The organism is Glutamicibacter creatinolyticus, assembly GCF_006094275.1.
Lineage (GTDB): Bacteria > Actinomycetota > Actinomycetes > Actinomycetales > Micrococcaceae > Glutamicibacter > Glutamicibacter creatinolyticus.
In genome coordinates, this window is record NZ_CP034412.1 from 109,176 (window position 1) to 135,679 (window position 26,504).

The 26,504-nt window shown below is 67.9% G+C and carries 26 protein-coding genes and 1 tRNA gene; 11 read left to right on the forward strand and 16 right to left on the reverse strand.

Features of this window, described 5'->3' with window-relative positions; genetic code table 11:
- The first annotated feature begins 34 nt into the window (after positions 1-34).
- Positions 35-541: an amino-acid N-acetyltransferase gene (locus GcLGCM259_RS00500; RefSeq protein WP_138925417.1), complete on the forward strand. Its 507-nt coding sequence runs from the start codon at positions 35-37 to the stop codon at positions 539-541.
- A 19-nt stretch (positions 542-560) separates the two neighbouring features.
- Here GcLGCM259_RS00500 and GcLGCM259_RS00505 read toward each other — a convergent pair whose 3' ends face one another.
- Positions 561-1,469: an iron-sulfur binding domain-containing protein gene (locus GcLGCM259_RS00505; protein ID WP_138925418.1), complete on the reverse strand. Its 909-nt coding sequence runs from the start codon at positions 1,467-1,469 to the stop codon at positions 561-563.
- A gap of 86 nt (positions 1,470-1,555) precedes the next feature.
- Here GcLGCM259_RS00505 and GcLGCM259_RS00510 point away from each other — a divergent pair, with 86 nt between their 5' ends.
- On the forward strand, positions 1,556-2,179 hold the full coding sequence (locus tag GcLGCM259_RS00510; protein WP_138925419.1) for a hypothetical protein: 624 nt from the start codon (positions 1,556-1,558) through the stop codon (positions 2,177-2,179).
- 3 nt (positions 2,180-2,182) lie between these two features.
- Here the strand turns inward: GcLGCM259_RS00510 and disA are convergent, their stop codons facing one another.
- Genes disA through GcLGCM259_RS00525 form a run of 3 tightly spaced genes read right to left on the reverse strand, consistent with a single transcriptional unit; the run spans position 2,183 to position 5,859 of the window.
- Positions 2,183-3,256, reverse strand: a complete 1,074-nt coding sequence (gene disA, locus GcLGCM259_RS00515) for a DNA integrity scanning diadenylate cyclase DisA (RefSeq protein WP_054821708.1) — start codon at positions 3,254-3,256, stop codon at positions 2,183-2,185.
- A 33-nt stretch (positions 3,257-3,289) separates the two neighbouring features.
- Positions 3,290-4,681 carry a DNA repair protein RadA gene (radA, locus tag GcLGCM259_RS00520; protein ID WP_138925420.1) on the reverse strand — a complete coding sequence of 464 codons (1,392 nt, stop codon included), beginning with the start codon at positions 4,679-4,681 and terminating at the stop codon, positions 3,290-3,292.
- 44 nt (positions 4,682-4,725) lie between these two features.
- Positions 4,726-5,859, reverse strand: coding sequence for an FUSC family protein (locus GcLGCM259_RS00525; protein ID WP_138925421.1), 1,134 nt, complete (start codon positions 5,857-5,859; stop codon positions 4,726-4,728).
- A gap of 218 nt (positions 5,860-6,077) precedes the next feature.
- On the opposite strand from GcLGCM259_RS00525, the gene pstS reads away from it, so the two are divergent.
- The 5 genes from pstS to GcLGCM259_RS00555 all read left to right on the forward strand — a co-directional run bounded on the left by pstS (position 6,078) and on the right by GcLGCM259_RS00555 (position 11,261).
- The gene (pstS, locus tag GcLGCM259_RS00530) at positions 6,078-7,211 is read left to right on the forward strand and encodes a phosphate ABC transporter substrate-binding protein PstS (RefSeq protein ID WP_138925422.1); all 1,134 of its coding nucleotides are present in this window, start codon (positions 6,078-6,080) and stop codon (positions 7,209-7,211) included.
- 110 nt (positions 7,212-7,321) lie between these two features.
- On the forward strand, positions 7,322-8,254 hold the full coding sequence (pstC, locus tag GcLGCM259_RS00535) for a phosphate ABC transporter permease subunit PstC (RefSeq protein WP_138925423.1): 933 nt from the start codon (positions 7,322-7,324) through the stop codon (positions 8,252-8,254).
- Positions 8,254-9,408, forward strand: coding sequence for a phosphate ABC transporter permease PstA (gene pstA / locus GcLGCM259_RS00540; RefSeq protein ID WP_138925424.1), 1,155 nt, complete (start codon positions 8,254-8,256; stop codon positions 9,406-9,408). The genes pstC and pstA overlap by 1 nt, the downstream gene beginning before the upstream one ends.
- 54 nt (positions 9,409-9,462) lie before the next feature.
- On the forward strand, positions 9,463-10,242 hold the full coding sequence (gene pstB, locus GcLGCM259_RS00545; protein ID WP_138174705.1) for a phosphate ABC transporter ATP-binding protein PstB: 780 nt from the start codon (positions 9,463-9,465) through the stop codon (positions 10,240-10,242).
- Between the two features lie 830 nt (positions 10,243-11,072).
- Complete coding sequence (locus GcLGCM259_RS00555; RefSeq protein ID WP_138925426.1) at positions 11,073-11,261, forward strand: hypothetical protein; 189 nt, start codon at positions 11,073-11,075, stop codon at positions 11,259-11,261.
- Positions 11,262-11,548: 287 nt separating this feature from the next.
- Here GcLGCM259_RS00555 and GcLGCM259_RS00565 read toward each other — a convergent pair whose 3' ends face one another.
- The 4 genes from GcLGCM259_RS00565 to GcLGCM259_RS00580 form a co-directional block, all read right to left on the reverse strand.
- Positions 11,549-12,568 (reverse strand): inorganic phosphate transporter, encoded by a 1,020-nt coding sequence (locus GcLGCM259_RS00565; protein WP_138925427.1) that lies wholly within the window; start codon positions 12,566-12,568, stop codon positions 11,549-11,551.
- Positions 12,569-12,573: 5 nt separating this feature from the next.
- Positions 12,574-13,188: a hypothetical protein gene (locus tag GcLGCM259_RS00570; RefSeq protein WP_138925428.1), complete on the reverse strand. Its 615-nt coding sequence runs from the start codon at positions 13,186-13,188 to the stop codon at positions 12,574-12,576.
- A gap of 286 nt (positions 13,189-13,474) precedes the next feature.
- Positions 13,475-14,719: an MFS transporter gene (locus tag GcLGCM259_RS00575; protein ID WP_138925429.1), complete on the reverse strand. Its 1,245-nt coding sequence runs from the start codon at positions 14,717-14,719 to the stop codon at positions 13,475-13,477.
- Between the two features lie 55 nt (positions 14,720-14,774).
- Positions 14,775-15,440 (reverse strand): hypothetical protein, encoded by a 666-nt coding sequence (locus GcLGCM259_RS00580; protein WP_138174693.1) that lies wholly within the window; start codon positions 15,438-15,440, stop codon positions 14,775-14,777.
- A 188-nt stretch (positions 15,441-15,628) separates the two neighbouring features.
- Between GcLGCM259_RS00580 and GcLGCM259_RS00585 the strand changes: the two genes are divergently transcribed.
- A tRNA-Lys gene (locus tag GcLGCM259_RS00585) sits at positions 15,629-15,704 on the forward strand.
- 73 nt (positions 15,705-15,777) lie between these two features.
- On the opposite strand, the gene GcLGCM259_RS00590 is transcribed toward GcLGCM259_RS00585, so the two are convergent.
- From GcLGCM259_RS00590 to GcLGCM259_RS00615, 6 genes are all read right to left on the reverse strand, one after another.
- Complete coding sequence (locus GcLGCM259_RS00590; RefSeq protein WP_138925430.1) at positions 15,778-16,392, reverse strand: dienelactone hydrolase family protein; 615 nt, start codon at positions 16,390-16,392, stop codon at positions 15,778-15,780.
- A 97-nt stretch (positions 16,393-16,489) separates the two neighbouring features.
- On the reverse strand, positions 16,490-16,741 hold the full coding sequence (locus GcLGCM259_RS00595) for a hypothetical protein (protein WP_138174689.1): 252 nt from the start codon (positions 16,739-16,741) through the stop codon (positions 16,490-16,492).
- 82 nt (positions 16,742-16,823) lie between these two features.
- The gene (locus tag GcLGCM259_RS00600) at positions 16,824-18,434 is read right to left on the reverse strand and encodes an ABC-F family ATP-binding cassette domain-containing protein (RefSeq protein WP_138925431.1); all 1,611 of its coding nucleotides are present in this window, start codon (positions 18,432-18,434) and stop codon (positions 16,824-16,826) included.
- A gap of 355 nt (positions 18,435-18,789) precedes the next feature.
- Positions 18,790-19,491 carry a demethylmenaquinone methyltransferase gene (locus GcLGCM259_RS00605; RefSeq protein ID WP_138925432.1) on the reverse strand — a complete coding sequence of 234 codons (702 nt, stop codon included), beginning with the start codon at positions 19,489-19,491 and terminating at the stop codon, positions 18,790-18,792.
- Positions 19,492-19,588: 97 nt separating this feature from the next.
- A complete protein-coding gene (locus tag GcLGCM259_RS00610; RefSeq protein ID WP_138925433.1) occupies positions 19,589-20,560 on the reverse strand; it encodes an SRPBCC family protein in 972 nt (323 codons plus the stop codon).
- 10 nt (positions 20,561-20,570) lie between these two features.
- Entirely contained in the window at positions 20,571-20,912 is a 342-nt protein-coding gene (locus GcLGCM259_RS00615) for an ArsR/SmtB family transcription factor (RefSeq protein ID WP_138925434.1), read from the reverse strand.
- A gap of 220 nt (positions 20,913-21,132) precedes the next feature.
- On the opposite strand from GcLGCM259_RS00615, the gene GcLGCM259_RS00620 reads away from it, so the two are divergent.
- Positions 21,133-22,029, forward strand: a complete 897-nt coding sequence (locus tag GcLGCM259_RS00620) for an ABC transporter ATP-binding protein (RefSeq protein ID WP_138925435.1) — start codon at positions 21,133-21,135, stop codon at positions 22,027-22,029.
- 36 nt (positions 22,030-22,065) lie between these two features.
- Positions 22,066-23,685 carry an ABC transporter permease gene (locus GcLGCM259_RS00625; RefSeq protein WP_175419276.1) on the forward strand — a complete coding sequence of 540 codons (1,620 nt, stop codon included), beginning with the start codon at positions 22,066-22,068 and terminating at the stop codon, positions 23,683-23,685.
- Positions 23,686-23,697: 12 nt separating this feature from the next.
- On the opposite strand, the gene GcLGCM259_RS00630 is transcribed toward GcLGCM259_RS00625, so the two are convergent.
- Positions 23,698-23,988 (reverse strand): hypothetical protein, encoded by a 291-nt coding sequence (locus GcLGCM259_RS00630; protein WP_217496546.1) that lies wholly within the window; start codon positions 23,986-23,988, stop codon positions 23,698-23,700.
- 181 nt (positions 23,989-24,169) lie between these two features.
- Here GcLGCM259_RS00630 and GcLGCM259_RS00635 point away from each other — a divergent pair, with 181 nt between their 5' ends.
- Entirely contained in the window at positions 24,170-25,393 is a 1,224-nt protein-coding gene (locus tag GcLGCM259_RS00635) for a transcriptional regulator (RefSeq protein ID WP_138925438.1), read from the forward strand.
- 1 nt (position 25,394) lies between these two features.
- Here GcLGCM259_RS00635 and GcLGCM259_RS00640 read toward each other — a convergent pair whose 3' ends face one another.
- The gene (locus GcLGCM259_RS00640) at positions 25,395-26,291 is read right to left on the reverse strand and encodes an amidohydrolase family protein (RefSeq protein ID WP_138925439.1); all 897 of its coding nucleotides are present in this window, start codon (positions 26,289-26,291) and stop codon (positions 25,395-25,397) included.
- Between the last annotated feature and the right edge of the window lie 213 nt (positions 26,292-26,504).

The following is a 26,504-nucleotide window of genomic DNA, read 5'->3' on the forward strand; positions in this document are numbered from 1 at the left end:
AGCTGCCCACGGTGCGGGGCATAGGATCAATAAGGTGAGTTCTTTTACCGTCCGTCCCGCCCGCACCACCGACGTCCACGCCATCCGCAATCTAGTCCGGCCCCTGGCCGAGCAGCGCATCCTGCTGGACAAGGAGGCGGTGACCTACTACGAATCCATCCAGGAGTTCGTGGTCGCGGAGGACGCGGCAGGGCAGGTCATCGGCTGCGGGGGGCTGCACGTGATCTGGGAGGACATCGCCGAAGTGCGCACCCTGGCCTCCGCCGAATCCTGGCGCGGGCAGGGAGTGGGCACCGGGCTGATCAACGAGTTGCTGCGTCGGGCCCGCGATCTGGGGGTGCACCGGATTTTTTGCCTGACCTTCGAGGTCGAGTTCTTTGAGCGGCATGGCTTCAGCGTCATGGCCGACCAGAGCGCCGTTGACCCGGCGGTGTATGCCGAACTTCTGCACTCGCGCGATGAGGGCGTGGCCGAGTTCCTGGACTTGGCAAGGGTTAAACCCAACACCCTGGGCAACACCCGCATGATTCTGCAGTTCTGATGCCCCCGGACTGTCCGGCCTAGCTGGGCAGCACGATTCCTTCATCGCCGCTGGCCGCCAGGCCGTCGGCCAGCAGCCCGGACAGCGCCCGCTGGCGCTGCTGGAGCGGCGCATCAAGCTTCTGCAGCGGCGTGAACACCGGGTCTTGCTGCATCGCCAGATCGGCCAGGAACACGGCGGGATCCACGGCCTGCTCGCCGGCCCGCAGCACCGCCATGATTGCCCCGCGCACTTGCCGGTCGGTCCCGTGCCAGGCCTGCCCCTTGGGCGTGTAGTGCGGGGCAGGCTGCCCGGCGGCCACCCAGGCACAATGGGCGAACACCGGGCACTGGGAGCATTTGGGGCTGCGCGCGGTGCACACCAGTGCCCCCAGCTCCATGACGGAGATGTTCCAGGTGACGGCTGCTTCATGGTCCTCGGGCTGAACCTGGCGGGCGCGGGCGAACTCGCTGGCCCGCGGGCTGGGTTCGGGCAGCGCCGCGCCGCCGAAGAGCCGGGCCTGCACCCGGCGGATGTTGGTGTCCACCACGACGGTGGGTTTATCGAAGGCGAAACAGGCGATGGCGGCGGCGGTGTAGTCGCCCACTCCCGGCAGGGCACGCAACTGCTCCTCGGTGCGCGGGACCATCCCGTTGTGCTCGGTGGTGATCTCCACCGCTGCGGCATGCAGGCGCATTGCCCGCCGCGGGTAGCCCAGCCGCCCCCACGCCCGAATCGCTTCGGAGACCGGTTCGGCGGCCAGGTCCTGGGGGCGCGGCCAGCGTTGCATCCACTGCTCCCACACCGGCAGCACCCGCACCACCGGGGTCTGCTGGAGCATGAACTCACTGACCATGACCGCCCACCCGGAGGCCCCGGGCTCCCGCCAGGGCAGGGTGCGCGCATTGGCGTGGTACCAGTGGTTGATCAGCTCGTGGATTTCGTGCACCCCACCACTGTATGGCCTGGCACCCCCGGTCAGGGAATCACCGCGAAATCACCGGGAAGCGCACCGCAATGAACTAGCCTTGAGCTATGAGTAAAGCACCGCAGGGCAGGCTGCCGACCAGCGTCTACCGGCGCCGGCGGATCACCGTGGCAGTCATCGCACTGCTGCTGGTGGGTCTGCTTGTCTGGGGTGTGGTTGCGGTGGTCTCGGCCCTGGGCGGCGAGGAGAAGCCCCCGGCCGCAAACGAGCAGCCGCAGCAGCCGGAGCCGGGCCAGCAGCCCGAAAGTGAGCCCGAGAATGAGACTGCCTCCCAGTCGCCGGAGGGCATGTGCGCGGAATCGGATATTGAGCTCAGCGCCGCCACCGACGCCGCGTCCTACACCGCGGACCAGGACCCGGTGCTGATCCTGCAGGTGAAGAACGCCTCGGAATCCGAGTGCAAGATCAATGTGGGCACCAGTCAACAGGAGTTCCGGGTGATGAGCGGCTCGGACCGCATCTTCTCCACGGCCGACTGCGCCCAGAACGGGGAGGACGTCATCTTGGACTTCAAGCCCGGACAACAGGAGAACGCGCGCTTCACCTGGCAGAAGGAACGGTCGGCCCCCGGGTGCAAGGCCGTAAACGTGCAGCCGCGGCCCGGCACCTACCGGTTTACCGCGCTGCTGGGGGAGCTGGAGTCCGAACCGAAGTCCTTTGAACTGAAGTAGCCGCTACAGGTAGCGGTCCAGCAGGGAGGACTCGGCCATCCTGGCCAGCCCTTCGCGGATGGAGCGGGCCCGCTGTTCCCCAATGCCCTCGACTTGAATCAGTTCGGCCGTGGACGCGGCCATCAGCAGCTGCAGGTCACCAAACTTCTCCACCAGGCGCTCGCCGACGGCGCGCGGCAGGCTGCGGATCAGCGAGAGCATCCGGTAGCCGCGCGGGGTCAGCGCGTCATCCAGGCTCAGCGGCGCCTGCGGGATCAGCACCCGCAGCAGTGCATCCAGTTCAATCAGCAGCGCGTCGGGCACCTGCTCCAGGCGGGCCAGCGCCTCGGAGAGGTGCTGCGCCCCGCCGGCCAGGTCCGGGTAGTCCCGCAGCACCATCTGGTTGTCGGTCTTCACCCCCGCCAGCAGCTCGGCATGCTGGGCGGCCAGCAGCCGCCCGTCCGCACCCAGCTCCAGGACCTGGCGGGAGATGTCCTGGCTGGTGCGGCGCACCATCTCGGTGCGCTGCAGCACCGCCAGCACGTCACGCACGGTGGCCGCGTCCTCGATCTCCGCGGCGGTCAGGGCGCTGGTGACCTGGTCCAGGCGGTGCCGGTAGCGCTCCAGGGTGGCGATGGCCTGGTTGCCGCGCACCAGCAGGCGTTCACTGGTTTCCAGCACATGGCGTTCGGAACCGGCGTACAGGGTGATGGTCTGCATGGAGGAGGACACTGCCACCACCGGGAAGCCGGTCTGCAGGGCCACGCGTTCGGCGGTGCGGTGCCGGGTGCCGGATTCGGCGGTGGGCAGCGCCGCATCGGGCATCAGCTGCACCCCGGCCTGCAGGATCCGTCCCCCGGACTCGTCGCAGATGATCGCCCCGTCCATTTTCGCCAGCTCGCGCAGCCGGGTGGGGGAGAAGTCAATGTCAATGTGGAAGCCGCCCGAACAGATCGATTCGACCACCTGGTCGTAGCCCAACACGATCAGTGCCCCGGTGCGCCCGCGCTGGATCCGCTCAATCCCCATGGCCAGTTCGGTGCCCGGCGCGATCCGCGCCAGGGTGCCAAGCAGTTCGCCGGAGGGTTCTCGTTGCACCTGGTGATTCCTTTCGGGCGGGACGGATCAATCCTATCCTGCCTGCTTCTGGCGTTGGTTGAATGCCAGATCCAGCGCCTCGGCGATCGATTCGACCTGGAACACCCTGATCCCGGCCGGGATGTTCTTCAACGGCTGCGGGGTGGCCGGAACCATGGCGAAGGAGAAGCCCAGCCGGGCCGCCTCGGTCACCCGCCGGGAAATCTCCGGGACCTGACGCACCTCCCCGGCCAGTCCGACCTCCCCGAACGCCACGAAGTCCTGCGGCAGCGCGAAGTCATGCATCGAGGAGGCCACCGCCAGGGTGCAGGCCAGGTCGGTGGCCGGTTCGGAGAGCTTCACCCCGCCCACGGTGGCGATGTAGGAGTCCATCCCGGACAGGTCCATGCGCGCCCTGGCCTGCAGCACCGCCAACACCATCTGGGCCCGGGCCGCGTCCAGGCCGCTGGTGGCCCGGCGTGGGGCCGGGCCGGCGGAACGCGAGAGCAGCGACTGCACCTCCGCCACCAGGGGTCGGCGCCCCTCCAGGGTGACGGTGATGCAGGTGCCGGGCACCGGGTGCTTGGTGCGGGTGACAAACAGCCGCGAGGGATCCGACAGGGACTCGATCCCGTCCTCGGTCAGGTCAAAGCAGCCGACCTCATCGGTCGGCCCGTAGCGGTTCTTCAGGGCGCGCAGCAGCCGCAGCCGCGAATGCTTCTCCCCGTCAAACTGGCAGACCACATCCACCAGGTGCTCCAGCAGCCGCGGCCCGGCGACCGAGCCGTCCTTGGTCACGTGCCCCACCATGATGGTGGTCATGGCCCGGGTCTTCGCGGCGTTGATGATGCTGGCCGCGACCTCGCGCACCTGGGACACCCCGCCCGAGGCCCCGTCCACATCCGCGCTGGAGAAGGTCTGCACCGAGTCCAGGATCAGCAGCTGCGGGTCAATCTCCGCAATCTGTCCCAACGCCAGGGCCAGGTCGGTTTCCGCGGCCAGGTAGAGCGAATCGGCGACCGCGTCGATGCGTTCGGCCCGGGACTTCACCTGTGGGGCGGATTCCTCCCCGGTCAGGTAGAGCACCCGCAACCCGCTGCGGGCGGCCTTGGCGGCGACATCCAGCAGCAGCGTGGACTTGCCCACCCCGGGTTCCCCGGCCAGCAGGATCGCCGCGGCAGGCACCAGCCCGCCTCCCAGCACCCGGTCCAGTTCGGTGACCCCGCTGGTGCGGAACGCGGCCTGGGAGGCGTCGATGGCGGCGATCGGCTGGGCGGGGTTGGCCACCCGGGCCGCGGCGGTGGTGCGCGCGGCAACGACCCCGACTTCCTCCACGGTGCCCCAGGCCTGGCATTCGGCGCAGCGCCCCACCCATTTGGCGGTGGTCCAGCCGCATTCGGCGCAGCGGAACTTGGCGGAATTCTTCGTACGCGCGGTCTTGCTCATGGATTCATGCTACCCACGGGACCGGACAGTTCGGGCATGGGTGCCTAGCGGTGCAGCGGAGGCAGGGCGGAGGTGGCCTCCTCGGTGTCCGCGCCGGCGGCCTTGAGCAGGTCCACCACCATCGGGCGCAGCAGCAGCACCAGGCCCTCGCCCTGCAACCCCTCGATGCCCATCTGGTGCGGGTCCAGCTTCGCAGCGCAGTCCTGCAGCTGGTGGCGGGCCAGCCGCTCGTACTTGTGCTGCCCGGCCACGGTGGGTTCCCGCACCGAATGCGCCAGCGTGCCCACCGCCTCGGACAGTTCGCGCAGCAGCGCGGTGATCTGCTCGGCCCCCTCGGCGCTCAGCGCGCTTTGGCTCAGCACGGCCGCCAGGCGGCGCACCACCACCCGCAGGTTGCGGGCGGCCAAATCGAAGTGGTCGCTGCGTTCGGAGAGCTGGCGGATTTCCTGGCGGTGCCGGCGCTGGGTGGGGGCGAAGGTGGCCACCTCCAGCGCGGCGGAGAAGGCGGCCGGCAGCTTGTCCACGTGGCGTTGGGTGCCGCGCGCCTTGACCAGGGCATGGAACGCGGAACGGTGGTCGTCATCGCGCACCGCCCAGGAGCATTCCAGCAGCACCTCGGCCATCTCACGCAGCAGCTCGGACAGCGCCGCGATCGGGGTGCGCCGCGAATCGCTGGGCAGCAGGATCATCAGCAGGATCGCCAGGCTGACCCCCACCACCGCATCCAGGGAGCGGGCAAAGGGCCCATCCACCGAGATCGGCAGCAGCACCACCAGCGCGGACTGCATGCCCAGCTGGGTGGAGAAGATCGGCCCGGAGTTCAGGTAGCGGGCCACCAGCAGGCTCAGCGACATCACCGCGGCGGCCTGCCACAGCCCCTGGCCCCACCAGTGCATCAGGAAGTCGCCCATCGCCACCCCCAGGGTGCATCCCACCGCCACCTCCAGCACCTTGCGCATGGTGGTGGCGGTGCCGAAGCCGGAGGCCACCAGCGCGCTGGTGGCGGCGAAGATCGGCTGGGTGTGCCCCAGCAGGGAATCGGCGATCCAGTACGCGCCGATCGCCGCAATGGTCATCCGGATAATGCGCGGCAGGGAGTTCCAGGCACGGGTGAGCCCCACCCGGTTGCGCTGGCGCACGAAGAGCCGGGCGCGCCTGAGGTTCGGTGCACTGGCCATGACAACCAGTCTTTCACGCCTGCCGCGCCGATGGGGGCATCATGACGCACTGTCGATGGTGGGGCTCGGGACGCCGGGATGTGAGGCGGTTCATAGCGGCGCGCGGCGGTGTTAACCTTCCGTTCACCTTCGCCGGGGGTGCTGGTTACCTGCACTGCCTACGCTCAAGGCAGACCTAAAGCCTGTATGGCGGTCACACCACACCGCAATTCCTGAATATGGGGGAAACACTCGTGAACTTCAAACGCCTCTCCAGTGCGGCCGCTGTGCTGTCCGTGGCCGCCCTGGCCCTGACCGCCTGCGGTTCAGACAACCCGACCGGCGCCGCGCAGAGCAGCCCCTCGGGCGACCAGGACACCGCCGCCAGCGTTTCGGGCACCCTGACCGGCGCCGGCGCCTCCAGCCAGAGCTCGGCCATGGACGCCTGGACCAACGCGTTTGCCGCCGCGAACTCCGGCGCGCAGGTGCAGTACTCCCCGGATGGCTCCGGCGCCGGGCGCAAGGCGTTCTTGGCCGGCGGCGCCCAGTTCGCCGGATCCGACGCCTACATGAGCGAAGAGGAGCTGGCCGACTCGAAGAAGGTCTGCGGCCCCGAGGGCGCCTTCGACGTGCCGGCCTACGTCTCCCCGATTGCGATCGCCTTCAACCTGGAGGGCGTGGAAAGCATCAACCTGGATGCCCCGACCATCGCCAAGATCTTCAAGAAGGAGATCACCAAGTGGAACGATGAGGCCATCGCCAGCCAGAACCCGGACGTGCAGCTGCCGGACACCGCGATCACCGTGGTGCACCGCAACGACGAATCGGGCACCACCGAGAACTTCGTGGAGTACCTGAAGGCCGCGGCCGGGGACGTGTGGGACTACGAGGTCTCCGGCGACTGGCCCAAGGACATCCAGTCGGAGAACGCCAAGGGCACCTCCGGGGTGGTTTCCACCACCTCGAGCACCGACGGGGCGATCACCTACGCCGACTTCTCCGCGGTGGGCAAGCTGTCCACCGTGAACGTGAAGGTCGGCCAGCAGTACACCGAAATCTCCGCCGAGGCCGCGGCCAAGGCCCTGGAGGCGGCCACTCCGGTCGAGGGCCGCGGTGAGCACGACATGGCCCTGGAGTTGGCCCGCGACACCACCGAGGCCGGCACCTACCCGATCGTGCTGGTCTCCTACCACGTGTACTGCTCCAGCTACAAGGACCAGCAGACCGTGGACCTGGTCAAGGCCTTTGGCAACTACGTTGTCTCCGAGGAAGGCCAGAAGGCCGCCCAGGAGTCGGCCGGCAACGCCCCGCTCTCCTCGGCCATCGCCGAGCAAGCCGGTGCGGCCATCGATTCGATCACCGTGGCCGAATAGGCCAGTGCACCACCCGGCGCGGGCCGCAGCCCGGCCCGCGCCACACCCCTCCAACCCTCCTTCGCGCCGGTAAACCCGCCGGCATACGACCCCACTAGAAGGCTTATCCCATGACCACCAATGCCCTGAAGAGCGGCTCGACCGCCGGGCGCGCCGGGGACAGGATTTTCTCCACCGCGGCGCTGTCCGCGGGCGTGCTGATCCTGCTGACCCTGTTCGCGGTCGCGGTCTTCCTCTTCATCCAGGCCCTGCCCACCTTCACCGCCGACCCGGCGGAGATCTCCGGCGGCGAGGGCTTCTTCGCCTACATTTTCCCGATCATCATCGGCACCGTGATCGCCGCGGCGATCGCCCTGCTGATCGCCACCCCGATCGGCATCGCGGTGGCCTTGTTCATCTCCCATTACGCCCCGCGTTCGATCGCCGGCCCGCTGGGCTACGTCATCGACCTGCTGGCCGCGATCCCATCGGTGATCTACGGCGCCTGGGGCTACCTGGTGCTGGCCCCGGCCCTGGTGCCCGGCTACCAGTGGTTGGCAGAGAACCTGGGCTTCATCCCGATCTTCGGCGGCCCGGCCAGCCAGACCGGCAAGACCATGTTCACCGCCGGGATCGTGCTGGCGGTGATGGTGCTGCCGATCATCACCTCGCTGTGCCGTGAAATCTTCCTGCAGACCCCGAAGCTGCATGAGGAGGCCGCCCTGGCGCTGGGCGCCACCCGTTGGGAAATGATCACCACCGCGGTGCTGCCCTTCGCCCGCCCCGGCATCATCTCCGCGGTGATGCTGGGCCTGGGCCGCGCCCTGGGCGAAACGATGGCGGTGGCCCTGGTGCTGTCCACCGGTGCGCTGATCCCGTCGCTGATCCAGTCCGGCAACCAGACCATCGCCGCGGAAATCGCGCTGAACTTCCCGGAGGCGTTCGGCCTGCGACTGGCTGAGCTGATCGCCGCCGGCCTGGTGCTGTTCGTGATCACCCTGGTGGTCAACATGATTGCCCGGGCCATCATCGCCCGCCACAAGGAATTCTCGGGAGCGAACTGATGAGCCTGACCAAAACCCCACAGCCAAAGTCCACCTCCGGCTCCGCCCAGTCCCGCGCCGAGCTGGCTCCGCGCACCCGCAACGCGCTGGCCAAGGGCAAGCTGCCGCGCTGGGCCGTGCCGGCGACCGCGGCCGGCGCCGTCATCCTGGGTGCGGCCCTGTCCACCCTGGGCGGATTCTCGGTGGCCAGCTTCGCGATCTACGCGGCGCTGCTGTTCGTCATCGGGGCCACCACGGCCACCGGCATTGTCGAGGGGGCCCGGCGCGGGAAGAACGCGCTGGCCCTGTACCTGATCTACGGCGCCTTCATCCTGGCGCTGATCCCGCTGGCCTCGGTGATCTACACCGTGCTGGAAAAGGGCCTGCCGGGGATGAGCCTGCACTTCTTGACCAGTTCAATGAACGGGGTCACCGGTGCGGTGGACAACCAGAGCGTCGCCGAGGGCGGGCCGGTCGTCGGCGGGGCGTACCACGCGCTGATGGGCACCTTGCTGATCACCCTGTGGGCGACCATCATCTCGGTGCCGGTGGGCATGCTCACCGCCATATACCTGGTCGAATACTCCAAGGGCGGGCTGCTGTCCCGGGCGATCACATTCTTCGTCGACGTGATGACCGGCATCCCCTCGATCGTGGCCGGCCTGTTCGCCGCCGCGTTCTTCGGGGTGATCCTGGGTCCCAACGCCCGCATGGGCATTGTCGCGGCCGTCGCGCTGAGCGTGCTGATGATCCCCACGGTGGTGCGTTCCACCGAGGAAATGCTCAAGATCGTGCCGAACGAGCTGCGTGAGGCCTCCTACGCGTTGGGCGTGCGCCGCTGGCGCACCATCCTGAAGGTGGTCATCCCCACCGCGATCTCCGGCATCGCCTCCGGCGTCACCCTGGCCATTGCCCGGGTGATTGGTGAGACCGCCCCGATCCTGGTCACCGCCGGCATCGCCAGCAACATCAACTTGAACGTGTTCGCCAACTGGATGTCCACGTTGCCCACGTTCATCTACTACCAGATCCTGACCCCGACCAGCCCGACGAACATCGACCCGTCAATCCAGCGTGCCTGGGCCGCTGCCCTGCTGCTGATCCTGATGGTGATGGCGCTGAACCTCGTCGCCCGCCTGGTCGCCTCGATCTTCGCCCCCAAGAAGGGCCGTTGAGCCGCACCGGCTCCGGACCTGTCACCCACAGTTTTTCCAAAGGACCCAACCACCATGTCAAAGCGCATCGACGTCAAAGACCTGAACGTCTACTACTCCAAATTCCTGGCCGTGCAGGATGTAAACATCAACATCGCCGCCAAATCCGTCACCGCCTTCATCGGCCCCTCCGGCTGCGGCAAGTCCACCTTCCTGCGCACCCTGAACCGCATGCACGAAGTGATTCCCGGCGGTCGCGTCGAGGGTGAGGTGCTGCTGGACGGGGACAACCTCTATGAGGCCGGGGTGGACCCGGTGACCGTGCGCAGCCAGATTGGGATGGTCTTCCAGCGCCCGAACCCGTTCCCGACCATGTCCATCCGCGACAACGTACTGGCCGGGGTGAAGCTGAACGGCAAGAAGATCTCCCGCTCGGATGCCGAGGCGCTGGTGGAGAAGTCGCTGCGCGGGGCCAACCTGTGGAACGAGGTCAAGGACCGCCTGGACAAGCCCGGCTCCGGCCTTTCCGGTGGCCAGCAGCAACGTTTGTGCATTGCCCGCACCATTGCGGTCAAGCCGAACGTGATCCTGATGGATGAGCCCTGTTCGGCCCTGGACCCGATCTCCACGCTGGCGATCGAGGACCTGATCAATGAGCTGAAAAACGACTACACCGTGGTGATCGTGACCCACAATATGCAGCAGGCGGCCCGGGTGAGCGACAAGACCGCGTTCTTCAACATTGCCGGCACCGGCAAGCCGGGCAAGCTCATCGAGTACAACGACACCGCCACCATTTTCTCCAACCCTGCCCAGAAGGCCACCGAGGACTACGTCTCGGGCCGCTTCGGGTAGGCGCGGAAGCACAGAATTCGTCCGCTGCCGTTGGCGGCGGGCGGTCCGGAAGGGGGTCTTCCGGGGGATCCTGGAGGGGATCAGGCCGGTGGCCCACCCGCGTGCGGGTGGGCCACCGGCTGTTTAAGACGCACGCCACCTGTCGAGGAAGCTTGCCCTGGTCATTTGGCTGCCCGATTTTACCCGTTTTTCCAAGAAGAACGTGCTGAACAGGGCCACACTCTTTATCCAGGCTGGTGGACTGTCGCCGGTTTTACCATGCTTTGGACTGACACGACCCCAGGGCGGCACGGCAACGAAGCCTGGCGGGCGCTCCCGCAGCATCAGCCGGAAACTCAGTCCTACATGGATTACTGCCGCATCTTCCGCGCAGCGGTCCTCTACCGGCCGCGCCAGTGCGGCATAGGCCGTGCTGGACCGACTGCACGACGGGCAGGGTAAGTCCGCAACCGCGGCGGCTTCACCCATCTCCAACAAGATCGAGCCAGCAGATCGCGCCACCAGCAGACGTTGGCGGCCTCGTCGAGCACTCCCACCAGAGGAGTCTTTAGCCGGCCCTCGGCGGACCGGGAGGCTAGCTCCTCGACGGCTTCCACAACTGCAGCCGTCAGGGAGCAATCGGTCGAGGGGAACGGTGTTGAGATGGTTAGGGCGGTGGCGAAGTTCCGCTGGGACAGGGCACTGTTTGGAGGCCCGCCGGTGACGCTGATCGCTGTGTCGCTGGCCTGCGCGCTACTGCTGGCACTGGGCATGGGAGTGTTTTTCGGGCTGAGCACCGCGGGGATTGGCCAGTGCTCGGTGCGGTATTAGGGGCGCTGATGGTGCTTTACATGACCGTTGCCCTTTGCTGGGTGCTGTGCGTGGAACGCAAGACGCTGGCCGCAGCCATCGAAGATGTCGCGTCCTCGGTCGAAAGCCACTGGTACGGCCGGGCGGCCAGCGCCGTGTTTGCCGACCTGCTGCTGGTGGTGGGAACCGGGCGAGGATCTTCGACTCTCCCCGGGGGCGCGCGCCGCTGAACCTGGTGCTGGTGGCAGTGCTGCTGGTGATACTCGACTTCGCCGCCCACTACCGCTCGCCAAGACGGGCCGAAGGCTGATGCGGAACCGCTTGGCCGAATTCCGCAGGGTCCTGGGGCTGTCCCAGTCGGCGCTCGCCCAGGCGCTGGCGTCTGGCGGAAGACGTTGATTTCATCGCAGAAAGGTCGGTATGACCCGTCCCTTCCGCCGGCCTTCCGGCTGGCGAGCTGTTTCGAATGCGCCATCGAGGAATTGTTCATCCCCGAGCCCCGGGACTGGCTTTGGGACTACAGCTGGGTCAGGGGATAGGCCGCCAGCGCCAGGACGGCGCCGCCTAGGACACACACCACCGGGGTGGCCAGCCAGTGGCCCACGACCCGCATGACGTTGCGCCAGATCACCGACTCAAAGGGCTGGTTGGCGCCGGCACCGACGATTGCGCTGGTCACCGACTGGTTGGTGGACAGCGGCAGGTGCAGCAGCAGGGCGCCGACATACAGCAGCCCCGCGGCCACCCCCTGGGCGACCATGCCGCGCAGCGGGTCGATCTTCACCAGCCGGTGCTCCAGGGTATGGGTGATCCGCCAGCCGCCCAGCAACACCCCGAAGGCCAGGAAGGCGGCCGCGGTCAGTTGCAGGGCCCAGGGGGTGGTTCCCGGCTCCATGGACTGGGCGGTAATGAATACCAGCATCAGCATGGCTCCGGAACGCTGTCCGTCTTGGAGCCCCAGCCCCAGGGCCACCGCGCAGGCGCCCAGGGCTTGGCCGGCTCGTGAACGGGCGCTGACATTGCGCGCCGTTTCGTGGCGGATCAGCCAGGTGGCGGGCAGAACCAGGAAATAGGCCAGTAGGTAGGCGACAATTGGGGTGACCACCAGCGGCAGCAGTACGCCGCTGGCCAGGATGTCCAGGCCGCTGCCGCCGGGCAGGGCCCCCAGCAGCACCGCCGCGCCCGTGGCCCCGGCGATCCCGGAGAGCAGCGCGTGCGTTGAAGAGGTCGGCATGCCCCGCCACCAGCAGAACAGTCCCCAGCCGGAGGCGGCCAGCAGCGCGCAGATCAGCATCATTAGTCCAGCGTTGCCCTCGGGCAGGCTGACATCCAGGCGGTTAACCAGGAAAAAACCGAAGCTGGAGCTGGCCAGGGTGCCCAGGAAGGCGAAGATCGCCGCCACGGTGACCGCGATGCCCGGGGTCAGGGCCCGGGTGCGCACCGCTGCGGCCACCGCCGTGGAGGCGTCACGGAAACCGTTCAGGGTGGTGTAGCCAAGGGTCAACAGCACGGCCACAGCGCACAGGATGGTGGTCATTGCCCTTAGGACTCCTTGACCAGGACGCGGCCCAGGTGATCAGTGAACTGGCGCATGACGGTGCACGCGTCCTGCAGCTGATCGGCCACCAGCTGGTGGCGGTGCATGGTCGAGGCCTTGGAGTAGGAGGCGTTCTCCACGCTCCAGGCCAGATGGGTGCGGGCCATGCGCTTGGAGACGTGCAGCATCTGCAACCAGTTGTCCTCCAGGTCATCAAGGTGGTGCAGCTGGCGCAGCGAGGCGGTGGCCATTTCCCCCAGCTGCCCCATCAGGTCCAACTGCTCGGAGGCCCGGGCGGAGAGCGGGGTGGAGCCCACCAGCGCGATCAGCTCGCCGGTGCCGCGCAGCTTCTCAATGGTCTCGTGCAGCAGCCGGGCGAAGGTGTACATGTCTTCGCGCGGCAGCGTGGACAGGTAGGAGGTGCGCAAGTGGGTGAGCACCGCGTGGTGCAGGTCGGAGGCCTTGGTTTCGGCCTCGGCCAGGGAGCGCAGGGTCTGCTCCCGGCCCTCGGCGTTGCCGATCATTTCGGCCAGGGTGTCCACCGCGCCGTGAATCAGCGCGGCCAGGTCTCGCAACAATTCAAGTCCGCGGGAGGCGGAGGGAAAGAGCTGGAACTTCACGATTTACGGCGCACCATTCAAGTCGTACTTCATTGGGGGAGGACTGACGTTGAACAGTGTACGTCGGGAAGGTTAACAACCGTGATTGGTGGTGCCGGACCGGGAACGCCTCTCGGCGGAAGGCCGCTCGCAGCGGCTAATGGTTGGAGCCCGGGGTTACCAGCGGCCCGACACCAGAGTCCAGTTTTCTCGCTTGCCCCGGTAGATGTCAACCGATTTCAGCTTCCGTGCTGGATCTCACGCATCCGGACGCGGCGGCTGCGGGGCGAGCCTGCCCCGCCGGGCCTCAGGTGGCGCGGCGGCGCAGTGACTTTTCCAGCCCGCTGGCCGCCAGCAGGGCGCAGCAGAACCAGATGGCCCCGGCCGGGCCCAGGCCCACCGCCGCGGTGCCGGCCACCATCGGCACCACCACCTGGCCCAACCGGTTGCCCATGAGCCGCACCGCCAGCGCAGCCCCGCGGTCCTGCCCGGGCACGGAGGTGGAGACCATGGTCATGGTCAGCGGCTGGCCCAGGCCCAGCAGGAACCCGCCGGCGAACAGCGCCAGCGAGGCCACGCCCAGGTGCTCCATCAGCAGGGGCACCAGGGCGATGGCCAGCCCGGAGCCGAAGAGGCTTCCCAGCACCATCTTCTGCCGGTCAAAGCGCTTCGAGGCCCACGGCAGGATCAGCCGGGAGAGCACCGAGGCGGCGCCGCGCACCGCCAGCAGCACCCCGACGGTGGTCGGCGCCACCGCGTGATGTTCGGCCACCAGCGGCAGGAACGCGGCCAGGATGTCAATGATCGCCAGCAGCGTCAGCGAGGCGAACATGTGCGAGGCCATCCCCGGGATCCTGATGATGGAAAGAATGGTGGCCTGGGAGCGCGCCGGTGCACCCTGCGCCCGGGCCGGCCCATCCACCGCCTCGGTGCGTCCTGCCCGGCGTGGCTGCAGGTTCGGCAGCAGCAGCGGGATAGCCACCGCGGCAATTACCGCGCCCAGCCACAGGGATAGGGCGATGTCCCCGGAACGCTGTGTGGACTGCAGCTGCGCATCGTTGCCCAGGATCAGCCCGCCCAGCAGCGGTCCAAGGAACTGGCCCACCGAATAGGCGGCCGTGAACCAGCCGAACCCCTTGTCCAACTGGTCATCGGGGAAGAAGCGGGCAATGGAGGACTGCCCGCCAATGGTGAACATCAGGTGGCCCATGCCCAGCACCGCGCTGCCCGCGGCCACCACCAGGACGCCCGGGGCGCTGGCGATGGCCGCCGCGCCGAGCACGAACAGCAGCACCCCGGCCAGCATCAGGTAGCGGATGCGGCGGATGCGGGAACTGGCCCTTCCCAGCCACATGGCGCTGAGCAGCGGCAGCAGGGCGTACGCTGCGGTGGTCAAACCCACCGCCACCGGCCCGGCGGAGAAGGTCAGCAGCTTGTAGGTGGTCACCGGGCGCACCAGGTTCAGCGTGGTCTGGGTGAGAATTGCGGTGAGAATCAGAACCAGAAGCCATCGGCCGGTGCCCGTAGCTGGCCGTCGTGGTTCTTCGCTCAATCTGCCCGCCCTGGTCGCCTGGAATCTGCCAAGCTACAACTTATCGCGCCCGCGGCTAATCGAGGCAATCATTGCGCCACATGTGGGCGCAGGCCTCCAGGTCCTCGGCGGTGCGCACCAGGGCGGTGGCCCGCTGGGTCAGCACGCTGCCGCGCACCGCATTGGCCAGATCCGCGGCGTCCGCATGCTCCGCCATGCCCAGGGCGATGACCCGGCAATAGGCGGCCGTGCGTTCCAGGGCATGGGCGAAGTCCCCGTCAAAGGCGCCGGAGAGAATCGAGTCGGCCATCCTGCGCAGCTCATCGGCTGTCGGCGGCTCCGCCGCCCCGGCCACGATCCGGTCCACCTCGGCCCGCTCGGCCCCGGCACGGAACCGGGTGGCCATCACCTCCGGGTTGTTCAGCGTCGCGGTGCGGATGGCGTACAGCCGCCACAGGGCACCGGGCAGCGAGCGGGCCGGGGCTTCGCTCCACAGCTCGGCCAGCACCTCGATGCCCTCATCCTCGGCCACGGCCACCAGCCGGGCACTGACCTTCGGATCCTGGTTGGCCAGCCCGCCGTGCACAAAGGCGCGGGCCGAGAGGTGCGCGGCTTCCGAAACGCGCGCGGGATCGGCACCACCCACGTAGGCTTCGAACTCGCGGGGGGTGAATGGCTTGGGCTTGTGGTGGCGGAATCCGGAGTCGTGGGGGACCTTGGAACCTGCGCGTGGGCCTTTCATGGTGTCGAGAATACTCCCTGTTGCTGGGTGGGTGGTCTAAAAGCGGCGGCCAGCCAGTCTACGCCACCGTGGCGCCCGGGGGCAGTTAGCTGGCACACCCCGTGGGGGAGGGAGTCAGCACTGGGCTGACCTGCGGATTAAGAGCGGGTGGCGGTGATCGGGTAACATTGATCTTGGCTAAATGCCGTGCGCCTTTAGCTCAGTTGGTAGAGCACTGGACTTTTAATCCATTGGTCGTGGGTTCGAGCCCCACAGGGCGCACCATCAAGATCGGGTCCGGCGAGGAACACCTCGTGGGGCCCGATCGTTTTTGTTTCGTGCATCCGCGGCGAGGCGGTTATGGCGTGGACCGGTCAGGGGACGCGGCGAGCCGCTCAAGAAACACCCCGACGCGCTGCATCAGCAGCGCAGTGGCCTGCGGATCGTGGCCGGGCAGGGAACTGTCGGTGAACAGGTGGGCCCGTCCCGGGTAGGTGAAAAGCTGCGCCAGCCCGGCGCCCGGACCCTGCACGAACTGCTGCGCCGCGTCCAGGTCCCCTTCATGGGCGAAAAACGGGTCATCAGCCATGCCGTGGATCTGCACCGGCACGGTACTCGGCCACGGCCCGAAGGACCAGGAGGCCTGCGGGTCCACAAAGGACTCCAGCAGCAGGGCACCACGCGCCCCGGCCCGCCGCTGGGCGAAGCGCTGGGCCAACATCACGCCCCAGGAGATCCCGGCATAGACCAGATCCTGCGGCAGGGCGCCCACCAGCTCATCGGCCCGCTGGTTCACCGTCTCCTGCCCGAGCCGCTGCACCAGCTCCATCCCGGAGGGAATGTCGGGCGGCAATTCGCCGGCAAAGAAGTCCGGTGTGTGAACGACGTGCCCGGCCTGCTCCAATTCATCGGCCAGTGCGCGCACCCCGTCGGTCAGGCCCTGCACGTGGTGGAACAAGATGACTTCGGCCATGGGGGCTCCTGAGAGTGGGAGAGGCGGGGATGCGCCCGATCCTAGGGTGTGGGCCGCAGCGCGTCAACGTCCCGCCGCCGCTAACGCCCGCCACCGCCTAGCGTTCGTCCACCAGGTTCTCGATGCGCTGGGGCAGGTGCTGAAGCGCCGAATCCCAGCCGGGCATCTCACTGTTGATCTCCACGCTGTACCCCTCGGTCAGGATGAACTCGGCGCAGGTCAGGGTCTGTGATCCGGAGGTGCTTTCGTAGATGAAGGCGCGGCGGATGTCATGCCACAACAAGGTGGCGGACTCGTCGATGACCAGCCCGGTGGGTTGAACCTCGACGGTGCGCTGCGGGTAGCTCATGGGGGCCTTCCGTGGCTGAAAACGTGCTTTCGTCCCAGTGTAAGGGCAGGATGCGGCGAATCCGGAAGGCCCGGGCCGCAACTCAGGCAATCTTTGGCGGATCCACACGACGCAGCGAGCCCTCGGGCTCCAGGCTGAGCAGGTAGTCCAGGCCCAGGGACGCCAGGAACGCCTCGTCGTGGCTGACCACCAACAGCGCACCGTGGTAGGCCCGCAGCGCCTGGACCAGCTGCTCCACGCTGGAGATGTCCAGATTGTTGGTGGGCTCGTCCAAGATGACCAGGTGGGGAACGGGCTGGGCCAGCAGCACCGTGGCCAGGTAGACGCGGAACCGCTCACCGCCCGAGAGTGTCCCCAGTTCCCGGTCCACACTGGAGCCGCGCAACAGCATCCGGGCCAGGAAGTTGCGGATTTGTCCCGGGCTTGCCCCCGGCGCCGCCGACCGGACATTGTCCAGCGCCGAGGCGTGCTCATCCAGCGAATCCAGGCGCTGTGGCAGGTAGCCCACCAGGTCGGTGTGCAGCGTGGCCGACACCGCGCCATCGGTTGGGCCGGTGCCGGAAAGCAGCCGGCGCAGCAGCGTGGTCTTGCCCGCCCCGTTCGGGCCCACCAGGCCGACCCGTTCGGGGCCCCGGATGCTGTGGGTGGCCGCTGCGTCGCTGAATTCGGCGATGCGCCGTCCGCGCGGCAGCGCCGGGTCGGGTAGTTCCAGGTTGATCTGCTCCACCTGGCGGACCTTCGCGTCGGCCGCGTCCACGGCCTGCTGCGCGCTGTCCACCTTGGATTCCAGATGCGAGCGCATCGCCCCGGCCGAGGCCTGGGATTTCTTGCGCAGGTTATCGGCGGCCATGCGCGGTATGCTGCCGCTCATCTGCAGGGACCGGCCCTGCCGCTGGCGCCGTGCCAGCTTTGTTTCCGCCTCGACGCGTTGGCGCTTTTCCACCTTCAGCGCCTGTTCGGCGTTGCGGGCCGCCTGCTGCGCGGCGGCCTGTTCGGCCTGCAGCTGTTCGCGGTAGATGCTGTAGGGGCCGCCAAAGCTGCGCAGCGTTCCGCCGTGCAGCTCGGCGGTCTGCTCCATCAATTCCAGCAACTGCAGGTCATGGCTGACCACGATCAGGGTGCCCGGCCAGGTCTGCAGCATTGCGTAGAGCTGGCGCCGGGTGGGCAGATCAAGGTTATTGGTCGGTTCATCCAGCAGGGTGATCCCGTGCTGCGCCAGGCGCAGACCGGTGACGGCCAGCAGCATCGCCTCCCCGCCGGACAGGCTTGTGACCGCGCGGGTGAGGTCCTGGGCTCCAAAGCCCACACGCGCCAGCTCGGCCTCGGCCCGCGCCTCGATGTCCCAACGCTCGCCGACGGCCTCGAAATCGGCTACCTCGACGCTGCCGGCCTCGATGGCCCGCAGCGCGGCGAGGGTGGTCTCAATGCCCAGCAGCCCGGCGACGGTCATCTGTTCGTCCAGGATCAGGTTCTGCGGCAGGTAGCCGACCTCCGCGGTGGTTTCCACGTGCCCGCCGCTGGGGCGAAGCTGCCCGGCGATCAGCTTGAGCAGGGTCGACTTTCCGGCGCCGTTCTCGCCCACCAGGCCGGTTTTCCCGGTGTTGAATGTGCCGTTGACTTCCCGCAGCGCGGGGCTGCCGTCGGGCCAGGCGAAGGACAGGGAATGGATGGCGACGGCCGGTGAGTGAGCCATGGGATTCTCCTCGGGCGCCGTGCTCGGCGCGGGTTGCGGCCGGCGACGGGCTGCAGATGGCATCGAGGAAAAGAGCCGCCCCGGCTGGGAGGCGACGTCTTGGGGAATTCGACGAGATCTGAGGTCGGCCAGCCGGTAGTGAACAAGGGCGCGTGCGCGCGGTTCGTTGGGCTAGGCGGTGACGATCTCGGTCTTCATGCAGTGCAGTCTAGCAAAGTGCGGGTGCTGTTCGGCGGAGTTGTGGGCCATTGCACCCAGCGCAGCCGATGCCACGCGCGGAAGCCGACAGAAGCAAAGCACCGCCGCAGGCATTGCCCGCGGCGGTGCTTTCGGGGTCTGTGGCTGGGGCCGGATGCTATTTGGTTGCCCGGTGCAGGGCAACGATGCCCCCGGTGAGGTTGCGGAACTCCACGTTCTGCCAGCCGACGGCCAGGAACTTGTGGGCAAGCTGCTGCTGGTTCGGCCAGGCGGCAATCGACTCCGCCAGGTAGGCGTACGCCGAGGGGTTGGAGGAGACCAGGTAGCCCAGCGCCGGAATCACCCGGGGCAGGAACTGCTGGTAGGCAATCCGGATCGGGGCGAAGGTGGGGGTGGAGAACTCCGCCACCACAATCCGTCCGCCGGGCTTGGTGACCCGACGCATCTCGGACAGCGCCTTTTCGGTGTCGGAGATGTTGCGCAGCCCGTAGGAGATGGTCACCGCGTCAAAGGTGTCGTCCTCAAACGGCAGATCGGTGCCGTCCCCGTACACGAATTCCAGTTCCGGGTGGCGCTTGCGGCCCTCGGCAAGCATGCCGTGGGACATGTCGCAGGCGGTGACCTTCGCCCCGGCCTGTGCGAAGGGAACCGAGGAGGTGCCGGTGCCGGCGGCCAGGTCCAGGATCCGCTCCCCGGACTTGGGGTTCACGGCCTCGGTGGTGAGCTTGCGCCAGTAGTTGACGATGCCGCCGGTCATCAGGGTGTTGAGCAGATCGTAGCGGGGTGCCACGTTGTCGAACATCTCCTGAACCTGGTTTGCCTGCTTGTCCAGGCCCGCACGCACATTATGGGAAGTCATGGATCCAAGTCTTTCACAATCTTGGTGGGTTGGCGTCCAGCCTGTGCCGCACATCGCCCCGCGCCCCGGCGGGTGCCGGGGCGCGGGATGCGCACGGTCAGAGCAGGGAGTCCAGCCGGGCGTAGCTTGCCTCCATCCCGTCGGTCATCCCGGTGCCCAGGATCGAGTCGCGGGTGTGGGCGTCCGGGTAGGTGATCACCAGGGTCAGCAGGGTTCCGCCGGGCGCCGGGGTCAGTGTCAGCTCATTGACGGTGACCGGGGAATCGGTGCCGATCATCTGCTCGGTGGTGCGTTCGTAGACCGGGGCCTGGCGGGCCAGGATTCGGCCGCAGAAGCCGAATCCTTCCTGCCCCGACCCGGCCTGCGGTTCCCACCAGGAACGGTGCTCCTGCCCTACCTCGCTGCCGACCGCACATTCGGTCAGCCGCCAGCCGTCCGGGCCGAACATCCAGCGGCGCAGCATTTGGGGGTCGTGGTAGGCGTGCCAGACCTGCTCCCGGCTGCCGCGGATGACCCGGCTGATGCGCACCTTCGTGTCGCTGAGCAGCTGGGCCTCGGTGGGCCGTGCCAGGGCCACATCACCCAGGTCGACCAGCACCTGGTCCAGCTGTCCCATGGCCAGACGCAGGCCTTCATCCATCCCCATTTCCAGCAGCTGCTCCAGGTCCTCGACGGAATTGAAGTGGGAGGTGACCGTCAATTTCGAGCCTTCTTCCCACGGGCGGAAGGCGAAGCTGACCCGGGTGGTGGGCAGTTGCCGATTTGGTTCCCCCTCGGCCGTGGCGAAGCCGTCGATGACCTCGAAGAACCTGTGCTCGAGAAGTTCACTCCACTGCCAGTAGCCGTGGAACGTCTCGCCCTCGGGGGAGGTCATGTAGTAGTGGCTGAAGCCGTTCGCGCAGCCGTCGTGGCGGGTGAAGGTGGCCGGGTAGTCCGGAGGCCCCCAGAATTTTTCGATCTGGCGCGGGTCGAGGTAGGCCTGCCAGAGGCGTTCGACCGGCACGGGGAATTCGGCGTGCACGGTGAGGGTCAGTGTCTCGGCGTCCTTGAGGACCGAGGTGACGGGCATGGCGTGTTCCTTAGGATGGTGCCTCGTCGGCGAGGAAGTCATCCAGGCGTTCGATGCGCTGGCGCCAGATGTCCTCGAAGGCTGAGAGTGTTTGCGTGATGTGCCGGAGTCTTTCCGGCTGGCCCCGAACGAGTCGTTCGCGGCCACGTGCGATCTTGCTGACCAGGCCCGCCGTCTGAAGCGCGGCCACATGCTTTTGCACCGCGGCGAAGGACATGTCGTAGTCCGCCGCCAGGTCCGAGATGCTGACCTCGGCGTTAAGGGTTCGCCGCACGATGTCACGTCGTGTGGCGTCGGCCAAGGCGCGGAAGACCCGGTTCAGCTGCTCATCGCTCAACTCTTGTACAACCATTTGGTTGTACAATACCGGATGCCGCACGGGCTGGGAAGGGGGCGGGGCAGAAAAATCTCCGCAATTCACTAGGGCGCTAGTCAGGTGACAATTCATCTAATCAAAAGGTGATAAGTCCCCGGGATTCAGGGCGACGGCTCCGGCTCTTCCCAAGGCGTCGCCGGGAGCCTAGCATCGAAGTCACCACCGAGGGGGCGGACAGAGCACGCTAGGGGGCGCAATGGGCGAGGCGATCATCCAGATTTCCGCACTGAGGAAGAGTTTCGGACGCGTCGAGGCGCTAAGGGGCCTGGATTTGGAGTTGGCTCCCGGTCAGATCCATGGCTTTCTCGGCCCCAATGGGTCGGGCAAGACCACGACCATCCGGGTGCTGTTGGGGCTGTTGCGTGCCGATGCGGGCCGGGTGCGGCTTTTCGGGGCTGATCCGTGGCGCGGGGCGGTGTCCCTGCATCGGCGGTTGGCCTACGTCCCCGGGGAGGTGAACCTGTGGCCGAAGCTGACCGGCGGGGAGGTGATTGACCTGCTCACCGCGCTGCGCGGCGCCGCGGACAAGGCGCGGCGCGATGAGATGATTGAACGCTTTGAACTGGATCCGCGGCGCAAGACCCGCACCTATTCCAAAGGCAACCGGCAAAAGGTGGCCCTGGTGGCCGCCCTGTCCAGTGACGTGGATCTGCTGATCCTCGATGAGCCGACCAGCGGCCTGGACCCGCTGATGGAACGCGTGTTCCAGCACGCGGTGCAGGAAGCGGCCGAGCGCGGCACCGCCGTGCTGCTCTCCAGCCACCTGCTGGCCGAAGTGGAGAAGCTGTGCAGCCACGTCACCATCATCCGCGATGGGCGCAGCGTGGAATCCGGAACCCTGCAACAGCTGCGCCACCTGACTCGCAGCGATGTGGTGCTTTCCAGTGACATTCCGCTGGAGCGGCTGCGCGGGTTGCAGGGAGTGGAGGCGGTCCACCAGGAGCAGGGGCTGATCCGGTTCAGCATCGAGCAGCAGCGCGTGGCCGGGCTGCTGCGGGTGCTTGGCGGGTACACCGTGCACTCCTTCAGCTGCACCCCGCCGAGCCTGGAGGAGCTGTTCCTGCACCACTATCAGGCCGGGGCGGGACGATGAGCGCCCGGCGCGGGGGGGCGGCATGCGCAGGTGGGTGTGCGCCGGCAGGGGTTCGGCGCCGCACTGCTCCTGTGGCGGCGGATGCTGTTCGCCTCCCGGTGGGGCATCCTGGTCTGGTCACTGGTGATGGCGGGCCTGCTGTACTACATGGTCCAGGCGGTGCACACCGTGATGGGCCCGGACGGGTTGCAGGCCCGGGCACAGGTGATTGGGCTGCCGGCCGGAGCCATGTTGTCCGGGCCCGGGTACGGACTGGAGGACTATACGCCGCAGGCCATGACGGCCAACGAGCTGCTCGGGGGCTTCGCGGTGGCCGTGGCGATCATGTCCCTGCGTCTGGCGGTGCGCCACACCCGGGGCGATGAGGAAGCCGGGCGTACCGAGCTGCTGCGGGCGCTGCCGGTGGGCCGGTTCGCGCCGCTGGGTGCCGCCGTGGGTACCGGGCTGACGGCCAACCTCGGTGCGGCTGTGCTGGTGTTTCTGGCGTTGCGGGCCTGCGGCTTCGAGGCCAACGGCAGCCTTGGATTCGCCCTCGGGCTGCTGTTGCTGGGGTCGGTGTTCACCGGCGTCGGGGTGCTGTGTGCGCAGCTGAGCCTGACGGCGCGCACGGCCAGCGCCTGGGCGGGAATGCTGTTGGGGTTAACCTACCTGCTGCGTGCCGTGGGGGACGCCGGGCAGCGTGGGGGCGGTGTGCTGTCCTGGGCCAGCCCGATTGGGTGGATCCAGCAGCAGCGGCTCTTCGTTCAGCAGCGCTTCTGGCCGCTGTGGCTGGTGCTGGGTCTGGGGGTGCTCCTGATCGCTGCCGCCTTCGCGCTGCAGGCCCGGCGGGAGGTCGGTGCCGCCATCTTTTCCCAGCGTGCCGGCCGGGGGAGGGCCGGGTTGCTGGGCCGTACCCTGCTGGGATTTGGGCTGCGCATGGAGCGCAACCGGATGCTCTGCTGGGCTGCTGCCGTGCTGGTGGCCGCGGTGCTCACCGGCTCCCTGGCCGGGGCGGTGGCCGATACCTTCGCCCAGTTGCCCCAGCTCCAGGCCCTGTTGGGGGCGCCGGGGGCGGATGCCCAACTGGATCAGCTGGTGATGGCCGCGCTGGCCAAGTTCCTGGCCTTCTTCGCGATGGTGGTGGGCGTCTTCGCAGTGCAGAGCCCGCACCGGCTGCGCCGCGATGAACTGCACCACCGCGGTGAGGTCGTGCTGGCGCTGCCGGTGTCCCGGTGGTGGCTGATGGGTCACCAGATGCTGCTGGGTCTGCTGGGCAGTGCACTGCTGCTGGCCATGGCCGGGCTGGGTCTGGGGATCGGGGCCGGTTCCGCGCTGGCCGCTCCGGTGCTCGGGAGCTTTGTTGCCGCGAGCCTGTGGTACCTGCCGGTGGTGGCCTGCTGGCTGGCGCTGTCCATGGTGGCGCTGGGCATCGAGGTGCGCGGCGGGGCAGCGCTTGTCTGGGTGCTGCTGGTTGGCTGCATCCTGATCGGCACCTACGGGCCACTGCTGAATGTGCCGCAATGGGTCATGGACGCCGAGCCATTCACCTCCATCGCGGCACTGGAAATCGTGCGCGAGGGCGCATCCGCCGTCCCGGCGGCGGGGTTCACCGCCGCGGCGCTGCTGCTCGGTGCCCTGGCCCTCGGGCTGTACCGGCGCCGGGATCTGCGTGGCTAGCCGGCAACGCGCTTAGGGGAGCTCCTGGACCTGGATAATCTTGCCCGTCTGGACATCAACCACAATGGTGGCCGGCTGTCCTGATAAAACCGCGGCCCGATCCTGCAGCGACAGCTCGCTGACGGCTTCGGCCAGCGAACCCTGCGGGACAAAGGCCTCCTGCAGCGGGAAGGGCCGGGACTGGGGCGCGACACCCGCAGGCGCGGGCGCCAGCACGGGCACGGCGATGACAGCGGCAGCCAGCATCAGCACAGCGGCACCGGCAACGCGGCGCATGGAGGTGAACTTCACGGTGTTGTCCAATCACTGGGGAACGAGATTAACCGTCATTGTCTCCCAAGGTGGGACTGTTGCGGGAAAAAAACCACGCATCGGTGCGCGCCCTGGCGGCGGCGCCCTTCAAAAGCCCGCGGATTTGCCCTAGTCTGATGTTCCACGATCAAAAGTTTTAGGCACGGGTCTACGCTTCGGGATTTGGAGTGGCATGGGGGGAGCGGTCATCGACTGGACGGCAGAGGCCCGCAAGGCGGCGCGCGCCCACGAAATGCTTGGCAGCCAATCCGGGAACATCGACGCATTGCCGCTGCGCAACGTGGTGCGCGAATCCTGGAAGCGCTCCCTGTCCATTCCCGGGATCCGCCGCGAACCGGCGGTGCTCAGTGATGAGCGGCTGCGGTTGACTCGCGAACGCAGTGAGCTGCAGCGGATTTGGCCGGTGTTCGAAAAACTACTGGTGCCCGCCGCCACCGACGCGAACCTGCTGGTGGCGCTCGCCGACGCCCAGGGCACCTTGCTGTGGGTGGCCGGCAGCGGCTCCTCCGTGGACGGGGCCGAACGGGTGGGGTTCGCCGCGGGCGCGAACTGGGCCGAAAGTTCGGTGGGAACCTCCGCCCCGGGGCTGGCGCTGGCCACCGGTGACGGGGTTCAGGTTTCGGGGGCCGAGCACCTGTACGAGCACGTGCATCACCTGAACTGTTCGGCAGCGCCCATCCACCACCCGAAGACCGGGCGGATCATCGGCGCGGTGGACCTGACCGGCGGGGATGAGGCCATCGCCGTGCACTCCCTGCCGCTGTTGCGTGCCGCGGTGGCGGCCGCCGAAAGCCAGCTGCTGCTGCCGGGGCCCGCCCACCGTCCGGGCAGCGGGGACTTCCTGGATCTGGGCGCCGCCGAGGGCCCGGAACTGTCTGGCCAGCCCATCTCGCTGCGCCACGCCGAGATCCTCACCCTGCTGGGCGCCCACCCGCGGGGGCTGAGCAACGCCGAGCTGGTCGAGCGGCTCTTCGAATTCCCGGATGCGGCCGCCGCCGGGACGGTGCGCGCCGAGATCGTTCGGCTGCGCAAGGTGCTGGCCGCCGTCCCGGGCCGCAGCATCGCCGCCCGCCCCTACCGGCTGGGATGGGATCTGCACACCAGTCTGGGCCGGTTGTGGCAGGCACTGGAATCCGGGGACCTGGAACAGGCGCTGGCCCTGCACCCGGCGGACATGCTGGCCCGCTCCCAGGCGCCGGGCATCGTGGAACTGCGGGCCCGGGCGCACGCCGCCCTGCGCGAGGTGGCAATGGACCGGGGCAGTGCCCACCAGCTGCTGCGCCTGGGCCGGCAGCTGGCCGACCCGCAGCTGCTGCAGGCGGCGTTGCGCGAGCTGCCCGCGGACTCCCCGGCCCGCTCCCTGGTGGTGGCCGAGGTGGAGGCCATGATCCGCTGAGCTAGGCGGGCAGCCCCACCAGCCCACGGGGCGTATGCCACAGGGCCCCGGCCAGCCATTCGGCACCCAGCCCCCAGTCGTTCAGCACCTGCAGCTGATGGCTGTAGGGGTAGGGGATCGAGGGGAAATCGCTGCCCAGCACCACCTTGCCCGCCAGCCCATGCAGAATGCGGGCATAGTCGGGCGGGACTGGAAAGAGCTGCTGCATGTAGGAGGTGCCCACCATCGTGGTGTCCAGGTAGACGTTGCGGTGCTTGTGGGCCAGCTCGGCAAACGGCAGATAGTCCGGCAACCCGGCGTGGGCGATGATCAGCACCAGACCCGGGTGGCGTTCAATGAGCCGCCGGATCGGTGCGATGCCGGTGAACGTCCCGGGGTGCGGCCCATGCCCGCAATGGATAACCACGGGGGCGCCGGCCTGCTCCACCAGCCTCCAGGCCTCCTCCAGCCGCGGATCCAGGACGCAGAACCCGCCGACCTGGACATGGATCTTGAAGATCCGCGCCCCGGCGTCCAGCGCCCGCTGCACCACGGCAGGGGCCTGGGGTTCCGGGAAGAACGTGGCTGAGTGAATCACCTGCGCATGGTCTTGGGCCAGGGCGGTGCTGAAGTCGTTGAGCCACTGGGCCATGCCCGGGCGGTGCGCGTAGTTCAGCGAACTGAAATTGCGCACCCCCAGCCCGGCCAGCGCCTCGATCCTCTGCTGGAGCGGAAGCCGGTAGTGGATTGGCCAGGCCGGCGCGCCGCTGGCGGCCACCCCATCGAAGAATCCCCAGACCTTCTGCTGCACCCGATCCGGCATGAAATGCACATGCAGGTCAGTGATCCCGGCAATGCCCAGTTCAGCCAGCCAGCCGCTGACCTGCGCGTCACCACCTGGCCCCGCCCTATGCCGCATAGCGCTGCCCACCTGTTCTTGAATCGTCCGCCGCCCGGTCCCCTCGCGCCTCATCGTACGTTGCCCGGGGCATGCAACCTAGTTGCAACCTTCCAGTGACTATCGTCACATCCAACAGCTGCGGTTCACCGCGAAGGAGCCCGCGGCACCGCGGGCCCGGCGCCGGCGGACGCGCCAAGAACCACCACGGGCAGCATCTGTCCGGCCACGAAG